We start from the raw sequence: 19,417 nt of genomic DNA on the forward strand, positions 1-19,417 counted from the left end.
CACTCTCAATCACTCTTGATCTTCAGGATCAGGCGATTTGAGGGTGATGAACATGACCAGACGAGGGCAATATGGGGGCAGGTCTGCTGACTTCAGATAGAATCGCCTCGCATCATCTCGCGCCCGATGTTGCCAATTGTCAGAGGAGCCAAGCTTAACTAGATTGTTACAAATGAAACAATGGTCTTCGGAGAGGGCCTGCACTCAGGTCTGAAGAGCTGATGAGCAATGATACATCGTCAAAGAACCGCTATCATGACGCGCCGAGAGCAGCGGATTTCACCATTGATCAGGCGTGGGAAACCTATTCTGCGGCAGAGCATGACCGGTGGGACCGGCTGTTTCGCCGCCAGCGCGAGATTGCCAAGGGACGCGCCTGCGAGGCGGCTCTGACCGCGATGGCGGACTTGGAACTGTCGGCCGCCGGCATTCCGCATATGGGCGAACTTTCCGACAAGCTGAAGAAGCTGACCGGTTGGCGGGTGGTCCCCGTCGCGGAGCTCGTGCCCGATGAAATCTTCTTTGAGCACCTCGCCAATCGCCGCTTCCCGGCAGGGGCTTTCATCCGGCCGGAAAAGGAGTTCGACTATCTCCAGGAACCGGACATCTTCCATGACATTTTCGGTCATGTGCCGATGCTGGCGAATCCGGTCTTCGCCGATTTCATGGAGGCCTATGGCAAGGGCGGCCAGCGCGCCATGCAACTCGGCCAGTTGCACAATCTCGCGCGGCTCTACTGGTATACAGTCGAATTCGGCTTGATCCGGGAAGCGGGCGATTTGCGCATCTATGGCGCCGGCATTCTCTCAAGCCCGAACGAGACCGTGTTTGCGCTTGAGGATGACAGTCCCAACCGGGTCGCCTTCGACTTGCAGCGCATCATGCGCACCAAATATATCATCGACGACTTCCAGCAGACCTATTTCGTGATCGACAGTTTCGATGCCCTGCTGGACGCCTGCTACAAGGATTTCGGCGGCGTCTATGATGAGGTGAAAAGCAAGCCCGCCGTCGAGGCGCATGAAACCGTGCCAGAGGACGCGCTGATCCATCGCGGCACGCTCGACTATTTCCGCACGAAAGCAGGACTTTGAGCAATATGCGGCAGGTGTTGAGGGCGCGATTGCCGTCTCGAAGGCAGTGCGAGAGTGTCCAAGAGCCTTGACCGGACAGGGAAAAGCGAGGATCGCATAGGGCATGCATTATGTCCCCAGAATTCTCGTCACCGGCGGTGCCGGGTTCATTGGCTCCTTCTTGTGCGAGCGTTTGCTTGAAACCGGGGCGGAAGTCCTCTGCGTCGACAATTTCTTCACGGGCCGCCGCAGCAATGTTGCGCATTTGCTCGACAATCCGAAATTTGAAGTCATGCGTCACGATGTAACCGTGCCCCTCTTTGTCGAAGTTGACCAAATCTACAACATGGCCTGTCCGGCAAGCCCTGTGCACTACCAGTTTGATCCGGTGCAGACGACCAAGACCAGTGTGCACGGTGCAATCAATATGCTGGGCCTCGCCAAGCGAACCCGGGCGAAAATCCTTCAAGCCTCGACGTCGGAAGTTTACGGCGATCCGGAAATCCACCCCCAGACTGAAGACTATTGGGGGAATGTAAATCCGCTAGGTCCGCGCGCCTGCTATGATGAGGGCAAGCGCTGCGCCGAGACGCTGTTTTTCGACTATCATCGACAGCACGGCGTGAAGATCAAGATTGCCCGGATCTTCAACACATATGGGCCGCGCATGCACCCGAATGATGGTCGCGTCGTATCAAACTTCATTGTTCAGGCCCTGCGCGGTGAGGACATCACGCTCTACGGTGATGGCGAACAGACGCGCAGCTTCTGCTTCGTTTCAAATCTGGTCGACGGATTGATCGGCCTGATGAATACCGAGGATGATGTCACGGGTCCCATCAATCTGGGTAATCCGGGGGAGTTCACCATCCGCCAACTCGCCGAGCAGATTATCGAGCAAACGAACTCCACATCGAAGCTCGTCCACAGGCCACTCCCACAGGATGATCCGCGTCAGCGCCAGCCAGATATTACACGTGCGAAGACGACACTTGGTTGGGAACCGACAATTGCCTTGGCTGAAGGCTTGCGCCCAACGATTGAGTATTTCCGAAATGAGATCCTTGAGATGATCTAGCGAGTTGCGCGCCGTTTGTGTGGCGCAATTCGAAGGAATGGTGGGCCCGGCAGGACTTGAACCCGCGACCAAACCGTTATGAGCGGTCCGCTCTAACCAACTGAGCTACAGGCCCCAGCGGCCCGTTTTAGCGTGCTTCCCTGTCTTGGCAATGTGTGGAATGCTTTGCCAAATTTGTTTCTGCACCGTGTTGCTCGGCAGGCTTGTTGCATTGAACGGTTGCAATACCTAAACCGGCGGCTTCATGATAAGGGTTTCGAACTTCATGCAGGAACGATCAAGACATGTTCTGGTGCCTGGTGGCGCGGGATATATTGGCTCTCACACTTGCGTGGAATTGCTTCAGCGGGGCTACACGCCTGTTATTGTAGATAATTTCGTCAATTCGAGTCTCGCTGCTGTCGATCGCATTTGCCAGATCACTGGCACGAATGACCTGCCTGTAATCGAGGCGGACATACGTGATACGGACGCCATGACCCGTGCCATGCAGGATCACAATTGCGTTGCGGTTGTCCATTTTGCTGGCCTGAAAGCCGTTGGTGAGTCGACAGCAGAGCCGCTTGATTACTACAGCAACAATGTGCAGGGCACGTTGAGCCTGCTGGAAGCCATGAAAAAGGCAGCGGTGAACCATATCGTCTTTTCGTCCTCTGCGACGGTCTACGGTACGCCGGTCTCATTGCCCTATACAGAGAGCCATCCGCTCGCCCCGACCAATCCGTATGGCATGACGAAATATGCCGTTGAGCTGATGCTGAATGACCTTGTTGCGTCCGGGGCGGGGATCAATGCAGGCATTCTGCGCTACTTCAATCCGATTGGCGCGCACCCGACAGGGCTGATCGGTGAAGATCCGAACGGCATTCCGAACAATCTGATGCCGTTCGTTGCTCAGGTTGCGGTTGGGCGCCGTCCGCATCTCAGCGTGTTCGGCAATGATTATGACACGCATGATGGCACGGGCGTGCGAGACTATATTCACGTCGTCGATCTGGCCGAGGCGCATATCGCGGCGCTTGAGAAGCTGATGGAGGCACCGGACAGCTTCACTGTAAATCTTGGCTCTGGAAACGGCTATTCGGTTCTGGATGTGGTCAAAGCCTTCGAAAAGGCGAGCGGACGTGAAATTCCGTTGGAGTTTGTGGATCGTCGTCCCGGTGATCTGCCGGCCTATTGGGCCGATCCGGCGTACGCGTTGGAACTTCTTGGCTGGAAGACCCGTTTCAGTCTCGAAGATATGTGCCGGGACCAATGGGCATGGCAGAGCGGCAATCCAGAGGGATACCCGCAACGCCAGAGCAAATCCGCCTGACGCGAGTTTGACACAATGCGCTGTTAGCTCTCGGTTACATGAATCAGAACCGAGGAGACTTCATGCGCAATTTCCGGACCCTGTTTATCGCCTCCAGCGCGCTTGCGTTGGCCGGTGCCTTGCCCGCCTGCGCCCAGATGCCGTCGCCATCGGCATCCAGCGGGACACAGCAGATGACCATTCACCCAAATTCGATCCAGCCTGAAACAACGCTCGACATTACCGCCAATGCAAAGGTCAAGCGCGCACCCGACACGGCCCACATTACAGCTGGCGTGCAGGAAGAGGCGGATACTGCCGTCGCGGCCATGCAGGCGCAGGCCGATGCCATGACCAGCATGCTGCTGGCGCTCAAATCTGCGGGCATTGCCGACAAGGACATGCAGACGTCCAACATCTCGCTCAATCCGGTCTATGACTATGTGGAAGAAACGGACACGAACGGCCGCCGTAGTGGCAAACAGGTTCTGCGGGGATATTCTGCATCGAACCAGCTGACAGTGAAAGTAACCGATCTTGATACGCTCGGAGAGACGTTGGACAGCCTCGTCGCAGCGGGCGGCAATCGCTTCTCCGGTCTCAGCTTCTCGCTTGATGACCCATCCGGTGCACAAGATGAGGCGCGTCAGAAAGCGGTGGCTGATGCGATGGCCCGGGCGGAGCTCTATGCCGATGCCGTGGGCATGAAAGTCGCCCGTATTGTGGGTATTTCCGAAAGCGGTGGCTTTGAACAAACGCCCATGCCTATGGGCCGAATGGCTGCGATGGCCGAGTCTGCCGATATGAGCTCGACCCCGATTTCCGGCGGTGAGATCACGTATTCAGCGCAAGTCAGCATCCGCTTTGAGCTGACCAAATAGGCTGATCAGATGTAACCTTCGGCAAGAAGGTCTTTCATATCGACAATCCCGATCGGGCGTCCGTCTTCCACGACAAAAGCGTTGGAGATGCGATGCTCGGTCAGGCGCTTGATGACAGCGGACATCCGTTCGTCAGGCTCTACCGTTCTGGGAGAGGGCGTCATGATAGATGCCGCATCCCCGCTCAAATTCTTGTTGAGCATAGCGCGACGGACATCGCCATCCGTTACCATCCCGACGAGTTTGCCCTCGCCATCGACCACAGCCACGCAGCCTTTGCGGCCCTCAGATATAGCACTGATCACATCTTCGAGGCCGATGCTTGAAAGCACGCTCGGGAACTTGTCGTGCTGGTCAGCGACGTAATCAGCAGCAGTTTGAAGTGTGCGGCCCAGTTTGCCACCTGGGTGACGGAAACCAAAATCTTCTCTCGAAAACCCGCGACGCTCCATCAGCACCACGGTCAACGCATCACCAAGAGCAAGTGACATCGTTGTTGAAGATGTGGGGGCCAAGCCATTTGGGCAGGCCTCATTGACGTTTGGAAGCAGCAGGGAAACATCCGAATGGCGGCCAAGTGTCGAATCGGACGCGCGGGTGATTCCGATCACCGGTACATTGTTGCCACGGCAATACCTCAGAAGGTCCACCAGTTCGCGACTTTCCCCGGAATAGGAAATCGCAATGACCACCGAGCCCGGGACTACCATGCCCAGATCTCCGTGACTGGCTTCCGTAGGATGCAGGAAGAAGGAAGGGGTCCCGGTGGATGCCAGGCTGGCAGCAATCTTCTGGCCGATATGTCCGGATTTCCCCACGCCAGCGACAATTACATGACGGTCCGTGTCCAGGATCAGTTCTACAACTTTCTCGATTGAGGAATCGATAGAAGATTCCAATCGTTCAAGGGCTTCGCGCTCAATGCGGATAACATTTCGCGCAATCTGAATATCGGAAACGTTGGGCAAGTCTGGTCCTCCTCAGTCTTGCCTAGCCTTCTGTATTGCATCGCTTTGGCTGGCAAGGGAGGGATTCAGGTGGCTCCAAGAGTGGCTGAACCTACTTGGCCAGCTTCATTTGGCGCGCTTCATATTCCGCAACGCTCATGAACTCGCTTTTTGGCTCCGCAAAGTTCTCGACAGGGGTTTCCAGCTTCGCGTGGGCGGCCACTTCCGGTTCGGGTGTTGGCTCTGGCGACGTCAGCGTAGGAGCAGGGGTGGCGGCATTGTCTTCGCTGCCTTCTGCAATGATCACGCTCAGCGGTTTGCCATTCAGCATCGGCTCCGCAGCGGCATCCGGATGGATCGGCATCAGCACACCCGCGAAAGCGAGCTGGGTGTCATGCGTAGGGTCGTTCAGTGTCGTGAACGCGGCTTCGACCAGGTCTTCGACATGTGAGTTCCGGGACCGGGATGTGTTGCCGCCCAGCATAATGGCGATGATGCGCCGTCCGTCACGTTTGGCAGAGGTCATCAAATTGAAGCCTGACGCGCGTGTGTACCCGGTCTTGATGCCGTCAACGCCATCAACATTTCCGAGCAATTCATTGTGGTTCTTGTAAGTGCGGCCGGCCCACTGGAAGCTCTTGGACGAGAAATAGTGATAATAGTCAGCATGGTCGGTCAGCATCGCGTCTGCCAGGATGGCCAGGTCCCGCGCCGTACTCATTTGCTGGGAATCCGGCAGGCCGGATGCATTCCTGAAACGGGTGTTTTCCATGCCCAGAGATTTGGCCTTCACCGTCATCAGCTGGGCGAAGCGGCTTTCGGTGCGGCCCAGACGCTCGGCCACGACGACAGCAACGTCATTCGCGGATTTGCTGACCAGCGCGCCGATCGCGTCGCGAACCGTGATGGTGGAACCTGTGCGCAGTTTCAAATTCGATGGGGGCTGGCTCGCTGCGTGGCGAGAGACAACGAGACGCTCATCCAGCGAGACGTCGCCCGCTTTCAGCGCGTCGAACAGCATATAGAGCGTCATCACCTTGGTGAGGGAGGCCGGGTAACGGGCTTCGTCTGCGTTCCGGGCGTGCAGCACTTCATGCGTTTCGGCGTCCACCACGATGGATGCGTATTTCTCGGCAGAGGCAGTTTGAGCATGCAGGCCTGCGACAAGCAGCGTCACTGCGAGAGCAAGTGCTTTGACAACAGGAAATTGTGCGAGCCGCATCGTGTTCTCTCCGAGAAATGAGTTAACCCCGAGCCCCGGGATCAACCTTAGAGTCCGGCAAATCAGTTGACCAGATGTTAACACAGACCCCTCCCTCACAATTCCGTAATCCCGTTTCACGGCTCTTTCTGGAGCCAGTGCAAAACATGTGCAAAATTTAAAATGCTGCACCGCACAAAAAATGTTGCAAATGCTCATTTTTTACGTTAGGTAAGATCATCCAGGGTGAAAGGATCCTCCTCATGGCGACAGCAAAGAAGACAGCTCCGAAGTCGGCTCCCAAGACGAAAGCGGAAGCACGTGTGGCAGATTCCGCTACGAAAATGATTGATGAAGGCATGGAACAGATGACAGGTTTTGCAGGCAAGTTCGGCGATTACGCCGAAGGCGGATTCAAGGCGTTTGCTGAACAAGCTGCCAGTTCCTCCGAAATGATGCGCACAATTGGTGCACGCAACATGGACTTTTTCGCGCGTACGCTTGAGCAAGGCGTCGAGGCGACTCAGTCGATGACGAGCGCGAAAGACCCGCGCGAGGCGATGGAAATCCAGTCCGGTTTCGCCAAGAGCCTGTTCTCGGCCTACACGTCTGAAATGAGCGCACAGGCAGAACTCTGCATGTCCGCATGGCGTGATGCGGCGAAGCCCTTCATGGCCTTCTCCGCAAAATAATCTCCTTTCCGCATTTCCGGGTTTGATGACAGACCGGAATGTAGAGTGGTGTAGACAGTACTGAGCCGGGCCTGATTGGTCCGGTTCTTTTTTGCCTGATATGCAGAATTTCCGGGGCAGGGCGCAGATTGCGCTGTGACTTCCGGCGACACGTGACTACATTCTGGCCATGAGCGATTTTCTGGACTTCAAGGCCCTTGAGCGGCCCAAATCACCGAACACCTATCTTGTTGCCCCTGCGGGCTTTGCGGATCAGGCAAAGCCGGATGAGGCCGGGCCGGTTTTTGACTGCAGCCCCGAAAGCCTGTTTGGCCGAATCGAGGCCCTGATCGGCATGCGCAAGGATTGGCGCCTGGAGTCGCTCGACGCGCAGGCGGGGCGCATCTACTTCATCGCTGTGTCGAAACTGTTCCGGTTCAAGGATGATGTGAACATTGCCGTCTTGCCTGCCGAGGGAAAATCCACGCTCGCGATCTATTCGGCATCACGCATCGGCCACAGCGATCTGGGGGCTAATCGCAAGCGCGTACATGAGCTTCTCAGCAGCCTGCAGGTGACCTGATTTCAGGCAGTTTGTGTTTTTGCCGTCAATCCGCTCTTCAAAGTCGGACAAGAACGTATATCTTGTTACATATGAGCGGCGACCTGAATCATTCCGAATTGGATCCGGCACGGTTGAACCAGCCTGGTCCGGGCGACCCACCGGGGGGCGGGCAGACCGGTGATGAGGATGGTACAAACTTTGGCCTGTCCACCCAGACACGGGTGCGCACGAAAAAGCCGTCGCTCTATCGTGTGCTCCTGTTGAACGATGATTACACGCCGATGGAATTCGTCGTGTACATCCTGGAACAGTTCTTCAACCGCTCCAGGGAACAGGCCACACGTATCATGCTTCATGTCCACCAGAAGGGCGTGGGGCTGTGTGGGGTGTATACTTACGAAGTGGCCGAAACAAAGGTCGCGCAGGTATTGGACCTTGCCAAACGCCATGAACATCCTCTCCAATGCGTCATGGAGAAAGACGACTAGAAACACTTATTCCGGAAGGCCAGCCACTTGCCACGTTTGTCCCCCTCCTTAGAGACCGCACTCGAAAAGGCCCTCACGTTCGCCTCAGAACGCGATCATGAATACGCCACACTGGAACACCTGCTTCTGGCGCTGACCGAAGATGAGCATGCCCGCGAAGTCATGGGCGCCTGCAAGGTCGACATCGAAGCGCTCAGCGCAGACCTCAGCCGATACATTGATGAAGAGCTTTCGAGCCTCACCGTTGATGAAGCGGAAGGCCGCGTTCAGCCGACTGCCGCATTCCAGCGTGTGGTGCAGCGCGCCATTCTTCACGTTGAAAGCTCCGGCCGCGACGAAGTGACCGGCGCGAATGTGCTCGTGTCCATCTTCTCCGAGCGTGAAAGCCACGCTGCCTACTTCCTGCAGGAGCAGGACATGACCCGCTACGATGCGGTCAATTTCATCTCGCACGGCGTCGCGAAACAGCCGGGCATGTCCCGTCAGTCGAGCCCGCGCGGGGCGGAAACCTCCGAGGAGGAACCCGTCAAGCAGGGCCACGAGGCGCTAGACGCCTATTGCGTTGACCTCAACGAGAAGGCCCGCTCCGGCAAAATCGACCCGCTGATCGGCCGTGATATGGAAATCAATCGCTGCATCGAGGTGCTCTGCCGCCGCAGCAAGAACAATCCGATCCTCGTTGGCGACCCTGGCGTGGGCAAGACGGCCATTGCCGAAGGCCTGGCCAAGAAGATTGTCGATGGCGAAGCGCCGGAAATCCTGGACGAAGCCATCATCTGGTCGCTCGACATGGGTGCCTTGCTGGCGGGTACGCGGTATCGCGGTGATTTTGAAGAGCGCTTGAAATCCGTGATGAAGGAACTCGAGCAACAGGAAAAAGCCATCCTGTTCATCGACGAAATCCACACCATCATCGGCGCGGGCGCGACGTCTGGCGGCGCAATGGATGCGTCAAATCTGCTGAAGCCTGCGCTGCAGTCTGGTGGCCTGCGCTGCATGGGATCGACGACGTTCAAGGAATACAAGCAACACTTCGAAAAGGACCGCGCCCTGTCGCGCCGGTTCCGCAAGATCGATGTGGTCGAGCCGACTGTTCCGGACACAATCAAGATCCTGACGGGCCTGAAATCCCGTTTCGAGGATTTCCACGGCCTGCGTTACACCAATGATGCGATCAAGTCCGCCGTGGAATTGTCAGATCGGTACATCACCGACCGCAAACTGCCGGACAAGGCCATCGACGTGATTGACGAGGCCGGTGCCACGCAATGGTTGCTGCCCGCCTCCAAGCGCAAGAAGACCGTTGGCCAGAAGGACATTGAAGCCGTGGTCGCCAAGATCGCCCGCATCCCCCCTAAACAAGTGTCTACGGATGATGCGGCTGCGCTGAAGTCTCTCGAGACCGATCTCAAGCGCGTGGTCTACGGCCAGAGCGAGGCCATCGAGGCACTTTCGGCTTCCATCAAGCTGGCCCGTGCCGGCCTGCGGGAACCGAACAAGCCGATTGGTTCCTACCTGTTCACCGGCCCGACCGGCGTCGGCAAGACCGAGGTTGCCAAACAGCTTTCCTCCATCATGGGGGTCGAGATGTTGCGCTTCGACATGTCGGAATACATGGAACGGCACACTGTTTCCCGCCTGATCGGTGCGCCTCCCGGCTATGTCGGTTATGATGAAGGTGGTCTGCTGACGGATGGTGTAGACCAGCATCCGCACTGCGTCCTCCTGCTCGACGAAATCGAGAAGGCTCACCCGGACCTGTTCAACATTCTCCTGCAAGTGATGGACAATGGTACGCTGACGGATGCGAATGGTCGCAAGGTCGATTTCCGCAATGTCATCCTGATCATGACCACCAATGCCGGTGCGTCGGATGCGTCGAAGAATTCCATCGGCTTCGGTCGGGGCAAGAAGGAAGACGAGCAGGAAGAGGCGCTCAAGCGTCTGTTCACGCCGGAATTCCGCAACCGTCTCGATGCCACGATCACCTTCGGTGGTCTGACGCCGGAGATCATTGACCGCGTGGTGGAGAAATTCATCCTGCAGCTGGAAGTCCAGCTGGAAGATCGCAACGTCTCCATTGAGATTACCAAGCCTGCCCGTGAGTGGCTGGCCAAGCGTGGCTTTGACGCGGACATGGGCGCCCGGCCTCTGGCCCGGACGATACAGGAGCACGTCAAGAAACCGATGGCGGAAGAGCTTCTGTTCGGCGAACTCCAGAAAGGCGGTGTTGTCTATATCGACATCGACAAGGCGGACGACGAAAAGCTGGCCTTCAAATATGTGGCCGAAAAGCCGAAGAAGAAAAAGCCAGCCGCCAAGAAAGGCTCTGCCGAAGAACCTGCCTAGGCGTTCGGACGCGATACGTTTCTGAAAGGGCTGCCCGTGGGGCAGCCCTTTCTCATTCTGGTGGCGTCGTTATCCTCCCCTTCAAAATCGGGAGGAAACCAGATGACATCAGCCGTCAGCGGAGCGAGCGATCCGAAATTCGCCGCCGTGAAGGAAGAGTTCGAGCGCAACTTTGCGGAGCGGGGCGAGGTCGGCGCATCGGTCTGCCTGTCGGTGAATGGGGAGACGCTGGTCGATCTCTGGGGCGGCATGGCCAATCCCGAAACGAATGACCCGTGGCGCGAAGACACGATCTCGATCGTCTTTTCCTGCTCCAAGGCGGCAACGGCCCTGTGCGCGCATATCCTGATCGACCGGGGAGAACTGAACCCCGAAGCGCTGGTCTCTGAATACTGGCCGGAATTTGCCAGGAACGGCAAAGAGAAGACCACCGTGCGCATGATGTTGAATCATGAAAGCGCGCTGCCCACGCTGAGAGATCCGGTCCGTCCTGGTGGCTTCACCGATTGGGACTACATGATCCAGCGCTTGGAAGACGAGGAAGCCTTCTGGGAGCCGGGAACACGTAACGGCTATCACATGATCAATTTTGGCTGGACGGTCGGCGAACTGGTCCGCCGCGTGTCTGGCAAGTCGCTGGGCACATTCTTTCGCGAGGAAGTCGCTGAGAAAACCGGCGCGCGGTTTTGGCTCGGCCTGCCGGAGAGCGAGGATGTTCATATCGCGCCGATCATTCCCTACGCACCCAAGCCGGACGATCAGCCGACCGAGTTCGCGATCAAGCTGCTGACTGATCCGGATTCGATCCAGCACAAGAGCTTCATGAACAATGGTGGGTGGGACTTCAACGACCGTAAATCGCAGGCGGCAGAGATCGGCGGCGGGGGCGGCCTGTCGAACGCTCGCGGTCAGGTTGCGATGTACACACCCCTGGCGACAAATGACGGTACGCTGGTGTCACATGACCGACTGCAGGCGATGAGCATGGTCACAACGGCGACACAGCGCGACGCCACGCTACTCATTCCAACACGGTTTGGGCCAGGTTTCATGAAGTCCATGGACAATCGTGCGCTGAACGCAGGCCCCGGAACCAGCGTCATCATGGGCGATCGTGCCTTTGGCCATGTTGGTGCAGGCGGCTCAATTGGCTTTGCCGACCCCGAGGCGGGCCTCGCCTTCAGCTACACGATGAACCAGATGGGCAGCGGCATCCTTGTGAATGACCGCGCCCAGAGCCTGATTGACGCCGCCTATCGCAGCCTTGGCTATCGCACCAACGCGCCCGGCGTATGGGTGAAATAGACGGACGTCAGATCAGCCATCATCATTGGCTTCGCCGATGCCGATCGTCTGCAGTTTGCCAGCCTTGGCAGCTTGTGCCCGGGCAACGCTTTCACTGCGGGCGGGTGGGGCCATGATTTCCGGTGGATCGGTTTCCTGCAGGTAGATCGTACGGCTCGGAAAGGCGAAGCCAGTGCCGGCCTTGTCGATAATCTCCATCACGGCGACCGCGAACTCTTCCTTGATCTCCAGCCATTCGCCCCAGTTCTTGGTGTGGGTGAAGGCATAGATCAGGAAGTCGATCGAGCTGGAGTTGAAGCTGTCGACGCGCACGAACAGGGCCGCCTCTGGCGGCTTTGCGAAGCGGTCATCATTCCACAGCCAGGCTTCGATCTCATCGCGGATGTATTTCAGCTGGTCGACCGTGGTGCGGTATTCAACGCCGACCACCCATTTGATGCGGCGGTGGGTCATGCGGGAGAAATTGGTGACGGCGGCGTCTGACAGCGCGCTGTTGGGCACAAAGACCGGACTCTTGTCGAAGCGGCGCACCAGTGTTGAGCGGAAATTGATCTTCTCGACCGTGCCCTCAACCACGCCATCCACCTGAATCCACTCGCCGGGAATGAAGCGTTTCTCGGAAATGATGAGCAGGCCGGAAATCAGGTTCTTGAACAAATCCTGCGCGCCGAGGCCGACGGCGATGCCGAGCACCCCAAGGCCTGCCAGGAGCGGCGCGATCTGGATGCCCCATTGCTCAGCTACGGCGCCAAGGCCCAGCACGATCAGGATGATCTGCAATGCTTTCACCATCCAGTCGACTGCGGCGGGCGACAGGGCAGACCGGAGGCCGCGGAACAGGAACTCAAACGCATGGACGGCGCGAGACAGGGTCCAGAACACGGCGAGTGTGATGATCGAGCGCAGAATGCGCGTGGCGTAGACTTCGGCTTCGCCGGATATGTTGGTCACCTGTAGCGCTATGTAGATGCCGATGATGACAGGAACGATTTTCAGCGGGGTCGAGATGGACTTCACCAGAGCGTCGTCGAATCCGGATTTCGTACCGGAGGCAAAGCGCATCACGGTCTTCACCATGATCCGGGCAAACAGGCCACGCACCATCATGGCAATCATGATGATGATCACAGCGATGGTGATTTCGCCATAGGTCAGCCCGTAGGCGCCATCATTCCAGACACTCGCAATGAAAATCGCAGGCTCAAGGGCCCATTCCGGGGCGTTGTTGGCAAACCAGTCCGGCAGCTGGGTCTCGTCCATATTCGGGCTCCATCTGTTTGGCCGGGGCTGGCCCGGAAGGGGTGGAGTGCCGCTTGCTAATCTGAGTTATGCCATCTGTGAAGGTGCAGGGCTCAAGGCTTGATGTCGCGCCACTCCCCGGAGGCGAGATCGCCAAGCGTCCAGTCACCGATCTGAACACGAATGAGGCGCAGCGTGGGGTGGCCGACCGCAGCGGTCATGCGCCGGACCTGGCGGTTTCGTCCTTCGGTGATTGTCAGTTCGATCCAGCTATCCGGCACCGATTTTCGATAGCGGATCGGCGGGGTGCGGGGCCAGAGATTGGCGGGGTCTTCCATACGACGCGCTTTTGCTGGCGCGGTGCGTCCGTCATTGAGGTCCACACCACTGCGCAGGGCATCCAGCGCTGCGTCATCCGGCACGCCCTCTACCTGGGCCCAATAGGTTTTTGCCATCTTGTGCTTCGGATCGGAGATGCGCGCCTGCAGCTTCCCGTCATCGGTCAGCAACAGCAGGCCTTCGCTGTCTCGGTCGAGGCGGCCGGCAGGATAGACTCGCGGGACTGCCAGATAGTCTGACAATGTCTCGCGGGTGCTGGCCAGCGTGCCTTTGTCGGTGAATTGCGACAACACATTGAAGGGTTTGTTGAAGGCGATCAGGCGCGTCATCGGTCTTGCTCATCTGGCAACAGGCCTAGGGCTGCGGCGGCAACGGGGGTGCGGATCCAGATCCAGCTACCCGTGCCTTGGCTCTCCCCGCCGGGCTCATTGGTTTCGATCCAGCCCATTGCGCGATAGAAGGCGCGGGCACGTGTATTCGCCGTGTTGCATTTCAGCGATAGCGAGCTGCCATATCTCATCATTGTGGCAACCATCAGAGACCGGCCAATGCCGCGGCGATGATAGTCGGGGTCGACAAAGAAATGGTGCAGGAAGTGTTCGGCGTCCCAGATGCTGGCAAATGCGACCGGACGATTGTCCTCTTCGGCGACCAGTATGCTTTCGCCTTCGGTCTGGCGATTGAATTCGGTCTTATCGATCCGCTCAATGCCGGCCAGCGGGAACACGTCCCGACTGGCGCGGAAAAGAATGGAGGCAAGTGCCTCCCGGTCTGATGAGACAGCGTCCCGGATCAAGAATTGACCACTTCGCGCAGAGTTTTCAGCGTGCGCAGCAGGCCTTCGGCGGATGAGATAGGCAGGCAGCTCGGTCCGTCGCACAGCGCCTTGTCGGGATCGGTGTGGAACTCAAGGAACACGCCGTCGGCACCTGCTGCGATCGCAGACTTGGCGATGATCGCCACGCCATCCCGGCGACCACCCGTCGAGGCCCCTCCGGTGCGTGGGTCTGCGCCCGGCAGCTGGACAGCGTGGGTCGCGTCGATTGTCACCGGACAGCCGAGTTTCTGCATTTCCGAAATGCCGAGCATGTCGACCACCAGATTGTTGTAACCGAAGCTGGAGCCGCGTTCGCACAGGATTACGCCGACATCTGCGGCTTCACCAATCTTGGAGACGATATTCTTGGTGTCCCACGGCGCGATGAATTGGGCTTTCTTCACCTGGACGATACCGCCGGCGGCAGCAGTGGCCTGAGCAGTCGCCACGACGAGATCGGTCTGACGGCACAGGAAAGCCGGGATTTGCACGATGTCCGCGATTTCGGCCACGGCTTCAGCCTGGCCAGGCTCGTGAAGGTCGGTGCAGATTGGCACGCCCAGCTTTGCCTTCACGCTGGCCAGTGTGCGCAACCCGTCCTCAAGGCCGGGGCCACGATAGGATTTGATGGAAGAGCGGTTCGCCTTGTCGAAGCTCGCCTTGAACACATAGGGCAGCTCCAGCTGCTCGCAGATGCGCTTGAGCTCTCCACCGATTTCCAGGGCGAGGCCCTCATCTTCCAATACGTTCAGGCCAGCAATCACCGACAGGGGTTTGCCGGTACCAATGCTCCAGCCAGAGGTCTTGTGGGTCAGCGCGTTCATGGGGTGCTCCGCTCAGAAGTTTAGCGTGAGATAGCGCTGTTTCGGTCAAAACGTAACCCGGCGCAGTCAGGGCATATCAGAATCAAAGAAGCCGCCCTCTGGGGCGGCTTCCGTGAGTCCTCGGGACTCAGCAAGTTCGGCAGCGTTTCAGCATACCTTCAAATATCTCTATGCGCCGACAGGAGGCTGCTCCGGCCGGGCACCACAGGATATAAACTTGTTGATCCCTCTGGTTTTCTCACTCGACATGAATCACCTCCTTTCAAAAAAAGTCATTGATTACAATGCGTTATCGGCGCATACTGTAATGGTTACTCACAAAAATTGTAAGCTTCGATTTAATTCCCCAATGTCATCAATGACTTAGGTAACGACCTTTCTGGGAAACCACTGGGAAACGAAATCCACCGACAACACGTAAATTTAGGCACGATTTGCATCGCAGCTCAAATGATATTTGGGTGAAGTAAAGAAGTCATTGTTGCCTTGGTGCTGTTCGCAAGAATTAGCCGATTCAAGCGGTGTCTGACAGTCACGGGTGGCTGACGTTCTGATGCCAGAAAGACTCGAGGATTAGAAACTGATTCCCGTTTTCGGGATGCTCTGTTTTCCGGCTGGTTGCAAGTTTGGTGAGGCAGTCATAGAAATGACGCTTGTTTTAAGAGGGGTTACATTTGGCGGGCCGAAACATTTTTTCCGAAAGGGCGCTGGCAAGTTTGATCCGATCAGGCGATTCGCAGAAATTTGGAATCGACCTAAAAGAGCACCGCGATAGCATTATTGCTGGCGCTTCAGCCGCCGCCGGGAGTGGTAGCGTAGATTTATCTCAGTTCTCGCTGGTCCAAATTCGTGGGAAATCCTGCGCTTACTACAACGACTACAATACCGTGCTTTTGCTCAGAGCGATCTCCAGGCATTTGCGCAACAGGCTTCGTGTCGTTACTCCCAATCGAAATAAGATAGTACGTGGAGTTGTGGAGACTCTTCTTGATGGGACTCCAATGCATGCGACTAGACGTGACATCTCATCTTTCTACGAGACCATTCCAATATCTGCTATTCGAGATCGGTTGATCTATGACACGGCAAGTTCGGCATTAGTGCGGACCTATTTGAAGACATTTTTCGAAACTCATTGTCCCATGGAAAAAGATCACGGGGTGCCTAGGGGAATTGGTCTCAGCGCGCTGATTTCGGAACTGGCAATGCGTACTTTCGATCAAAGCGTTCGTGATTTTAGGGGGGTTTACAAGTATTATCGGTTTGCTGACGACATACTCGTGTTCTCCACTTGCGAGTCATCAGAAGTTTCTGGCTTTTTACTCGATAACCTACCAACGCCAATGACCTTCAATCCAGAGAAATCGGACGAAGTGTGTTTTCCGGGGAAAAAGGAGGCAGATTTAGGTGGGCGAAGTCTGGATTATCTGGGCTACGAGTTTACTGCGAAACAAGTGAATGGAAATCGCGATAGCCGCCACGTCCGAGTATCCATCTCGCAAAGGAAGCTCAAAAAAATTCAATCGCGCGTTATTTTGTCGTTCAAAGACTATGCTAGAACAGGTGATTGGGGGCTCTTAAAGGATCGCGTGAAGTATCTGTCTGCAAATTTCCGAGTGCAAAGACAGGGTGCCGAATTTGTTCGAAGCAGTCGGAACGTTTTCTCCGGCATATATTTCAACTACCCCTTATGCGGAGAATATCAATACAAATCATCAGTCATGAGATGTTCTGCCTATGACAGCAGGGAGTTGAAAGAACTGGATGGGTTTTATCACTCCATGCTGAGAAAGATATCTGGCGGGATCACTCCTTCGCAATTGCTTCAGATGAAGCGGCTGTCTTTCAACAAAGGATACGAACTTCGGATTCGAGTGCGATTTTACCCGAGGCGTATTAGTGAGATTAATCGAGGATGGCGGAATGCTTAGTCCGGGAAACAATCCCGTAGGTTGGAAGAGCCTACTTACAGAAACGTTGCCTTATGAGGTTCCTGTTATCTTTTCTAATGAGAATTTTTTCGCTTCACTCGCATCAGTAAAAATCGATAGCAAGGTGGAAGCGACCCTAAAAAAAATCCGGTTAAGGAACTCCTCCCATTCAATCCCGTACAATTACCGAATATCGAAAGGGAAGGGGAGTGCCACTACGCTAAGCATTATTCATCCGGTCCATCAAATGGAGATTGCTGAGTTTTACGAAAACTACAAGCAGTCGATGTTGGACTACTGTAATCGCAGTGAAATGTCGTTGCGCCACCCCGTGTCAGAAACCCAAATGTATGCCCAAATCGGTAATCAGACCAAGGACACTCTGAAACTTGGAATTCCGCATGTGGGTTCAGACGATAGTCAAATTGAGCTGTCTCATCTCGCGTCCTACTTCACATACCGTAAATACAACTTACTAGGGAAGTTCATCGAATCTGCTGAGTTCAGGCGCTTGGAGAAGCGTTATTCTTTGATGCGAAAGCTCGATGTCAGTCGGTGCTTTTTTAACATCTATACCCACAGCATTACTTGGGCCGCCAAGGATAAGTCTTTCGCAAAAGAGCAGAAGGACACGTACTCGTTCGAAGCTCGTTTTGATAAGCTTATGCAGCGCACAAACTATAATGAGACCAACGGCATTGTCGTTGGTCCAGAGTGTTCGAGAATTTTTGCCGAGATCATTTTCCAAGATATAGACCGCCAAGTCGCAAATCAGTTGGCTCCATTGGAGCACGAGCGAGACTATTCAATCAGGAGGTATGTGGACGACTATTTCGTTTTCGCTAGAGACCAGCCGATGCTGGACAAGATCGCAAGAGTAATTGAACGGGAGCTGGAGAAGTACAAGTTATTCATCAATTCGAACAAGACAAAGACATCGTCTCGTCCATTCGTCTCCGATATCAGTTTAGCACGTAGCGAGTTGAAACAACTGATTGATTACATGCGTGACTGTGTTCAAGGAGTAATTTCCAGTACTGATGGGAGTGAGATAAAACGCGCAGCAGGCAAGCTTCGGCGCCGTGTCCTCGATATCAGACTTATTTGTAGTGCTCGTTCGGTTGAGTTCAGCTCATTGAGTGGTTGGCTTCTATCCGTGGTTCGTCGACAATTGACTGACTTGTGTGAAGCCATTTCATCAAGTGCAGATGATGAGAAGAGAGACGCATTGTTGGAGATGGCGGCGTCGCTACTAGAAGTGGCATTCTATATTTGCGCTTTAGATGTGAGGGTGAGATCAACCTATAGCATATGCCAAATTGTGTCAGTCGTTCAGGGCCTCAATAACGACGGTGCGCGTGAAGACTATGATCGATTGGCCCATTTGATGACTAGCGAATTAAATGATATAATCCGCTCACAAACATATGAAAATTCAGCAGGTGATGAAGATGTGGATGGCAATATTGAGCTCTACAATTTACTCATAACCGGTGCAGAATACCTGGGAGCAGACTTTTTGAAAACGGGTTATGCCGCCGACTACCTTGGAGAGTTGGCATCGGCAAAACCCACTAGATACTTTTCTTATATCACATGTAAATTTTGCTTTCTCAAAGACAGTGCAATGTTCGCCAACGAACTCGCGGGTATGAATGCCGCAGTTCATGCTAAACTAGTCGACAGCAAATCATCCATAATGACAGATTCAGAACTCTATTTGTTGTTCTGTGATTATTTGAGTGCTCCCGATGTTTCCAAGAAGGACAAAATGGATTTAATCAATGAAATATTTGGCGGGTCCATTTCCAAAAATGACGCTGAGGAAGTCGGCGAACACGTTGGATTTGTTGATTGGAGAGGAGTGCGTATAACGCACCTGCTGCGGAGAAAAACATTGAAGCCAGTCTACGCTTGGGCTTAGTAGCTGGTGAGGCTGTCATCCTGAATGCACCAATTTGAGGTGGACGCAGGTTTGCCAAAATGCGGTTACCTATGGATTTTCTATAGGGGCTCAAGAACTATCGGACTTGTCTGGTGCGTTTGCGAGCACACACTTCTCAGTTCTTTGGCAGCCTCGCATTTGAGTATATCTAGTGCGTCCAGAAATTGGGATCCCGATTTACTTGCTTCCAATATTAACCTGTAAGGCTCTACTCCAATGTCGGCGTATAATTCGGTCACGTGGATTGTTTTTTAGCTAGAAAGGTCTTCACCTCACTGGCGTTAGAATCTGGCACCCCGGTGGCTCACTATGCCAGCAATGAAGCCCTCAAAGGTCTAAAAATTTCTGGGAAACGAGGGGGAAACGAAATTTCGTCGGCAAATTTATAGGCGAAATTTACAATCAAATTAAACGAAATAACTGTTAAAAAACAATCGTTTACGGGTGAGGTCAGGTGACCTGGCAGGATG

Annotated in this window: 17 protein-coding genes and 1 tRNA gene; 11 read left to right on the forward strand and 7 right to left on the reverse strand. The window is 55.3% G+C overall.

Features of this window, described 5'->3' with window-relative positions:
• Positions 1-221 precede the first annotated feature (221 nt).
• Both phhA and HY36_RS16935 read left to right on the forward strand, forming a co-directional pair.
• On the forward strand, positions 222-1,094 hold the full coding sequence (gene phhA, locus HY36_RS16930; protein ID WP_035555507.1) for a phenylalanine 4-monooxygenase: 873 nt from the start codon (positions 222-224) through the stop codon (positions 1,092-1,094).
• 103 nt (positions 1,095-1,197) lie between these two features.
• Complete coding sequence (locus tag HY36_RS16935; protein ID WP_035555508.1) at positions 1,198-2,151, forward strand: UDP-glucuronic acid decarboxylase family protein; 954 nt, start codon at positions 1,198-1,200, stop codon at positions 2,149-2,151.
• Between the two features lie 38 nt (positions 2,152-2,189).
• Here the strand turns inward: HY36_RS16935 and HY36_RS16940 are convergent.
• Positions 2,190-2,266, reverse strand: a tRNA-Ile gene (locus tag HY36_RS16940).
• 150 nt (positions 2,267-2,416) lie between these two features.
• Here HY36_RS16940 and galE point away from each other — a divergent pair.
• Both galE and HY36_RS16950 read left to right on the forward strand, forming a co-directional pair.
• Positions 2,417-3,466: a UDP-glucose 4-epimerase GalE gene (gene galE, locus HY36_RS16945; RefSeq protein WP_035555509.1), complete on the forward strand. Its 1,050-nt coding sequence runs from the start codon at positions 2,417-2,419 to the stop codon at positions 3,464-3,466.
• Positions 3,467-3,504: 38 nt separating this feature from the next.
• Positions 3,505-4,326 (forward strand): SIMPL domain-containing protein, encoded by an 822-nt coding sequence (locus HY36_RS16950; protein WP_081806262.1) that lies wholly within the window; start codon positions 3,505-3,507, stop codon positions 4,324-4,326.
• Between the two features lie 5 nt (positions 4,327-4,331).
• Here the strand turns inward: HY36_RS16950 and HY36_RS16955 are convergent, their stop codons facing one another.
• Positions 4,332-5,294 carry a KpsF/GutQ family sugar-phosphate isomerase gene (locus tag HY36_RS16955; protein WP_035555513.1) on the reverse strand — a complete coding sequence of 321 codons (963 nt, stop codon included), beginning with the start codon at positions 5,292-5,294 and terminating at the stop codon, positions 4,332-4,334.
• A gap of 91 nt (positions 5,295-5,385) precedes the next feature.
• Complete coding sequence (locus HY36_RS16960) at positions 5,386-6,495, reverse strand: D-alanyl-D-alanine carboxypeptidase family protein (protein ID WP_081806263.1); 1,110 nt, start codon at positions 6,493-6,495, stop codon at positions 5,386-5,388.
• 242 nt (positions 6,496-6,737) lie between these two features.
• Here HY36_RS16960 and phaP point away from each other — a divergent pair, with 242 nt between their 5' ends.
• The 5 genes from phaP to HY36_RS16985 all read left to right on the forward strand — a co-directional run bounded on the left by phaP (position 6,738) and on the right by HY36_RS16985 (position 11,852).
• Positions 6,738-7,166, forward strand: a complete 429-nt coding sequence (gene phaP, locus HY36_RS16965; protein ID WP_035555515.1) for a TIGR01841 family phasin — start codon at positions 6,738-6,740, stop codon at positions 7,164-7,166.
• A 169-nt stretch (positions 7,167-7,335) separates the two neighbouring features.
• A complete protein-coding gene (locus HY36_RS16970; RefSeq protein WP_051602926.1) occupies positions 7,336-7,728 on the forward strand; it encodes a DUF1499 domain-containing protein in 393 nt (130 codons plus the stop codon).
• Between the two features lie 71 nt (positions 7,729-7,799).
• Entirely contained in the window at positions 7,800-8,198 is a 399-nt protein-coding gene (clpS, locus tag HY36_RS16975; protein ID WP_081806264.1) for an ATP-dependent Clp protease adapter ClpS, read from the forward strand.
• A 27-nt stretch (positions 8,199-8,225) separates the two neighbouring features.
• Positions 8,226-10,547: an ATP-dependent Clp protease ATP-binding subunit ClpA gene (gene clpA, locus HY36_RS16980; RefSeq protein WP_035555518.1), complete on the forward strand. Its 2,322-nt coding sequence runs from the start codon at positions 8,226-8,228 to the stop codon at positions 10,545-10,547.
• A gap of 102 nt (positions 10,548-10,649) precedes the next feature.
• Positions 10,650-11,852, forward strand: coding sequence for a serine hydrolase domain-containing protein (locus HY36_RS16985; protein ID WP_035555521.1), 1,203 nt, complete (start codon positions 10,650-10,652; stop codon positions 11,850-11,852).
• Positions 11,853-11,864: 12 nt separating this feature from the next.
• Here the strand turns inward: HY36_RS16985 and HY36_RS16990 are convergent, their stop codons facing one another.
• From HY36_RS16990 to kdsA, 4 genes are all read right to left on the reverse strand, one after another.
• Complete coding sequence (locus tag HY36_RS16990) at positions 11,865-13,112, reverse strand: mechanosensitive ion channel family protein (RefSeq protein ID WP_081806265.1); 1,248 nt, start codon at positions 13,110-13,112, stop codon at positions 11,865-11,867.
• A 92-nt stretch (positions 13,113-13,204) separates the two neighbouring features.
• Complete coding sequence (locus HY36_RS16995; protein WP_035555524.1) at positions 13,205-13,759, reverse strand: pseudouridine synthase; 555 nt, start codon at positions 13,757-13,759, stop codon at positions 13,205-13,207.
• Positions 13,756-14,226: a GNAT family N-acetyltransferase gene (locus HY36_RS18010; protein ID WP_051602927.1), complete on the reverse strand. Its 471-nt coding sequence runs from the start codon at positions 14,224-14,226 to the stop codon at positions 13,756-13,758. The genes HY36_RS16995 and HY36_RS18010 overlap by 4 nt, the downstream gene beginning before the upstream one ends.
• Positions 14,223-15,071 (reverse strand): 3-deoxy-8-phosphooctulonate synthase, encoded by an 849-nt coding sequence (gene kdsA, locus HY36_RS17005; protein WP_035555527.1) that lies wholly within the window; start codon positions 15,069-15,071, stop codon positions 14,223-14,225. The genes HY36_RS18010 and kdsA overlap by 4 nt, the downstream gene beginning before the upstream one ends.
• Positions 15,072-15,745: 674 nt before the next feature.
• On the opposite strand from kdsA, the gene drt3a reads away from it, so the two are divergent.
• Together drt3a and drt3b are read left to right on the forward strand one after the other, a co-directional pair.
• Positions 15,746-17,002 (forward strand): antiviral reverse transcriptase Drt3a, encoded by a 1,257-nt coding sequence (gene drt3a, locus HY36_RS18275; protein ID WP_081806267.1) that lies wholly within the window; start codon positions 15,746-15,748, stop codon positions 17,000-17,002.
• On the forward strand, positions 16,995-18,926 hold the full coding sequence (drt3b, locus tag HY36_RS18015) for an antiviral reverse transcriptase Drt3b (protein WP_051602928.1): 1,932 nt from the start codon (positions 16,995-16,997) through the stop codon (positions 18,924-18,926). The genes drt3a and drt3b overlap by 8 nt, the downstream gene beginning before the upstream one ends.
• Positions 18,927-19,417 lie beyond the last annotated feature (491 nt).

The sequence above is a fragment of the Hyphomonas atlantica corrig. genome (genome assembly GCF_000682715.1).
Taxonomy (GTDB): Bacteria; Pseudomonadota; Alphaproteobacteria; order Caulobacterales; family Hyphomonadaceae; genus Hyphomonas; species Hyphomonas atlantica.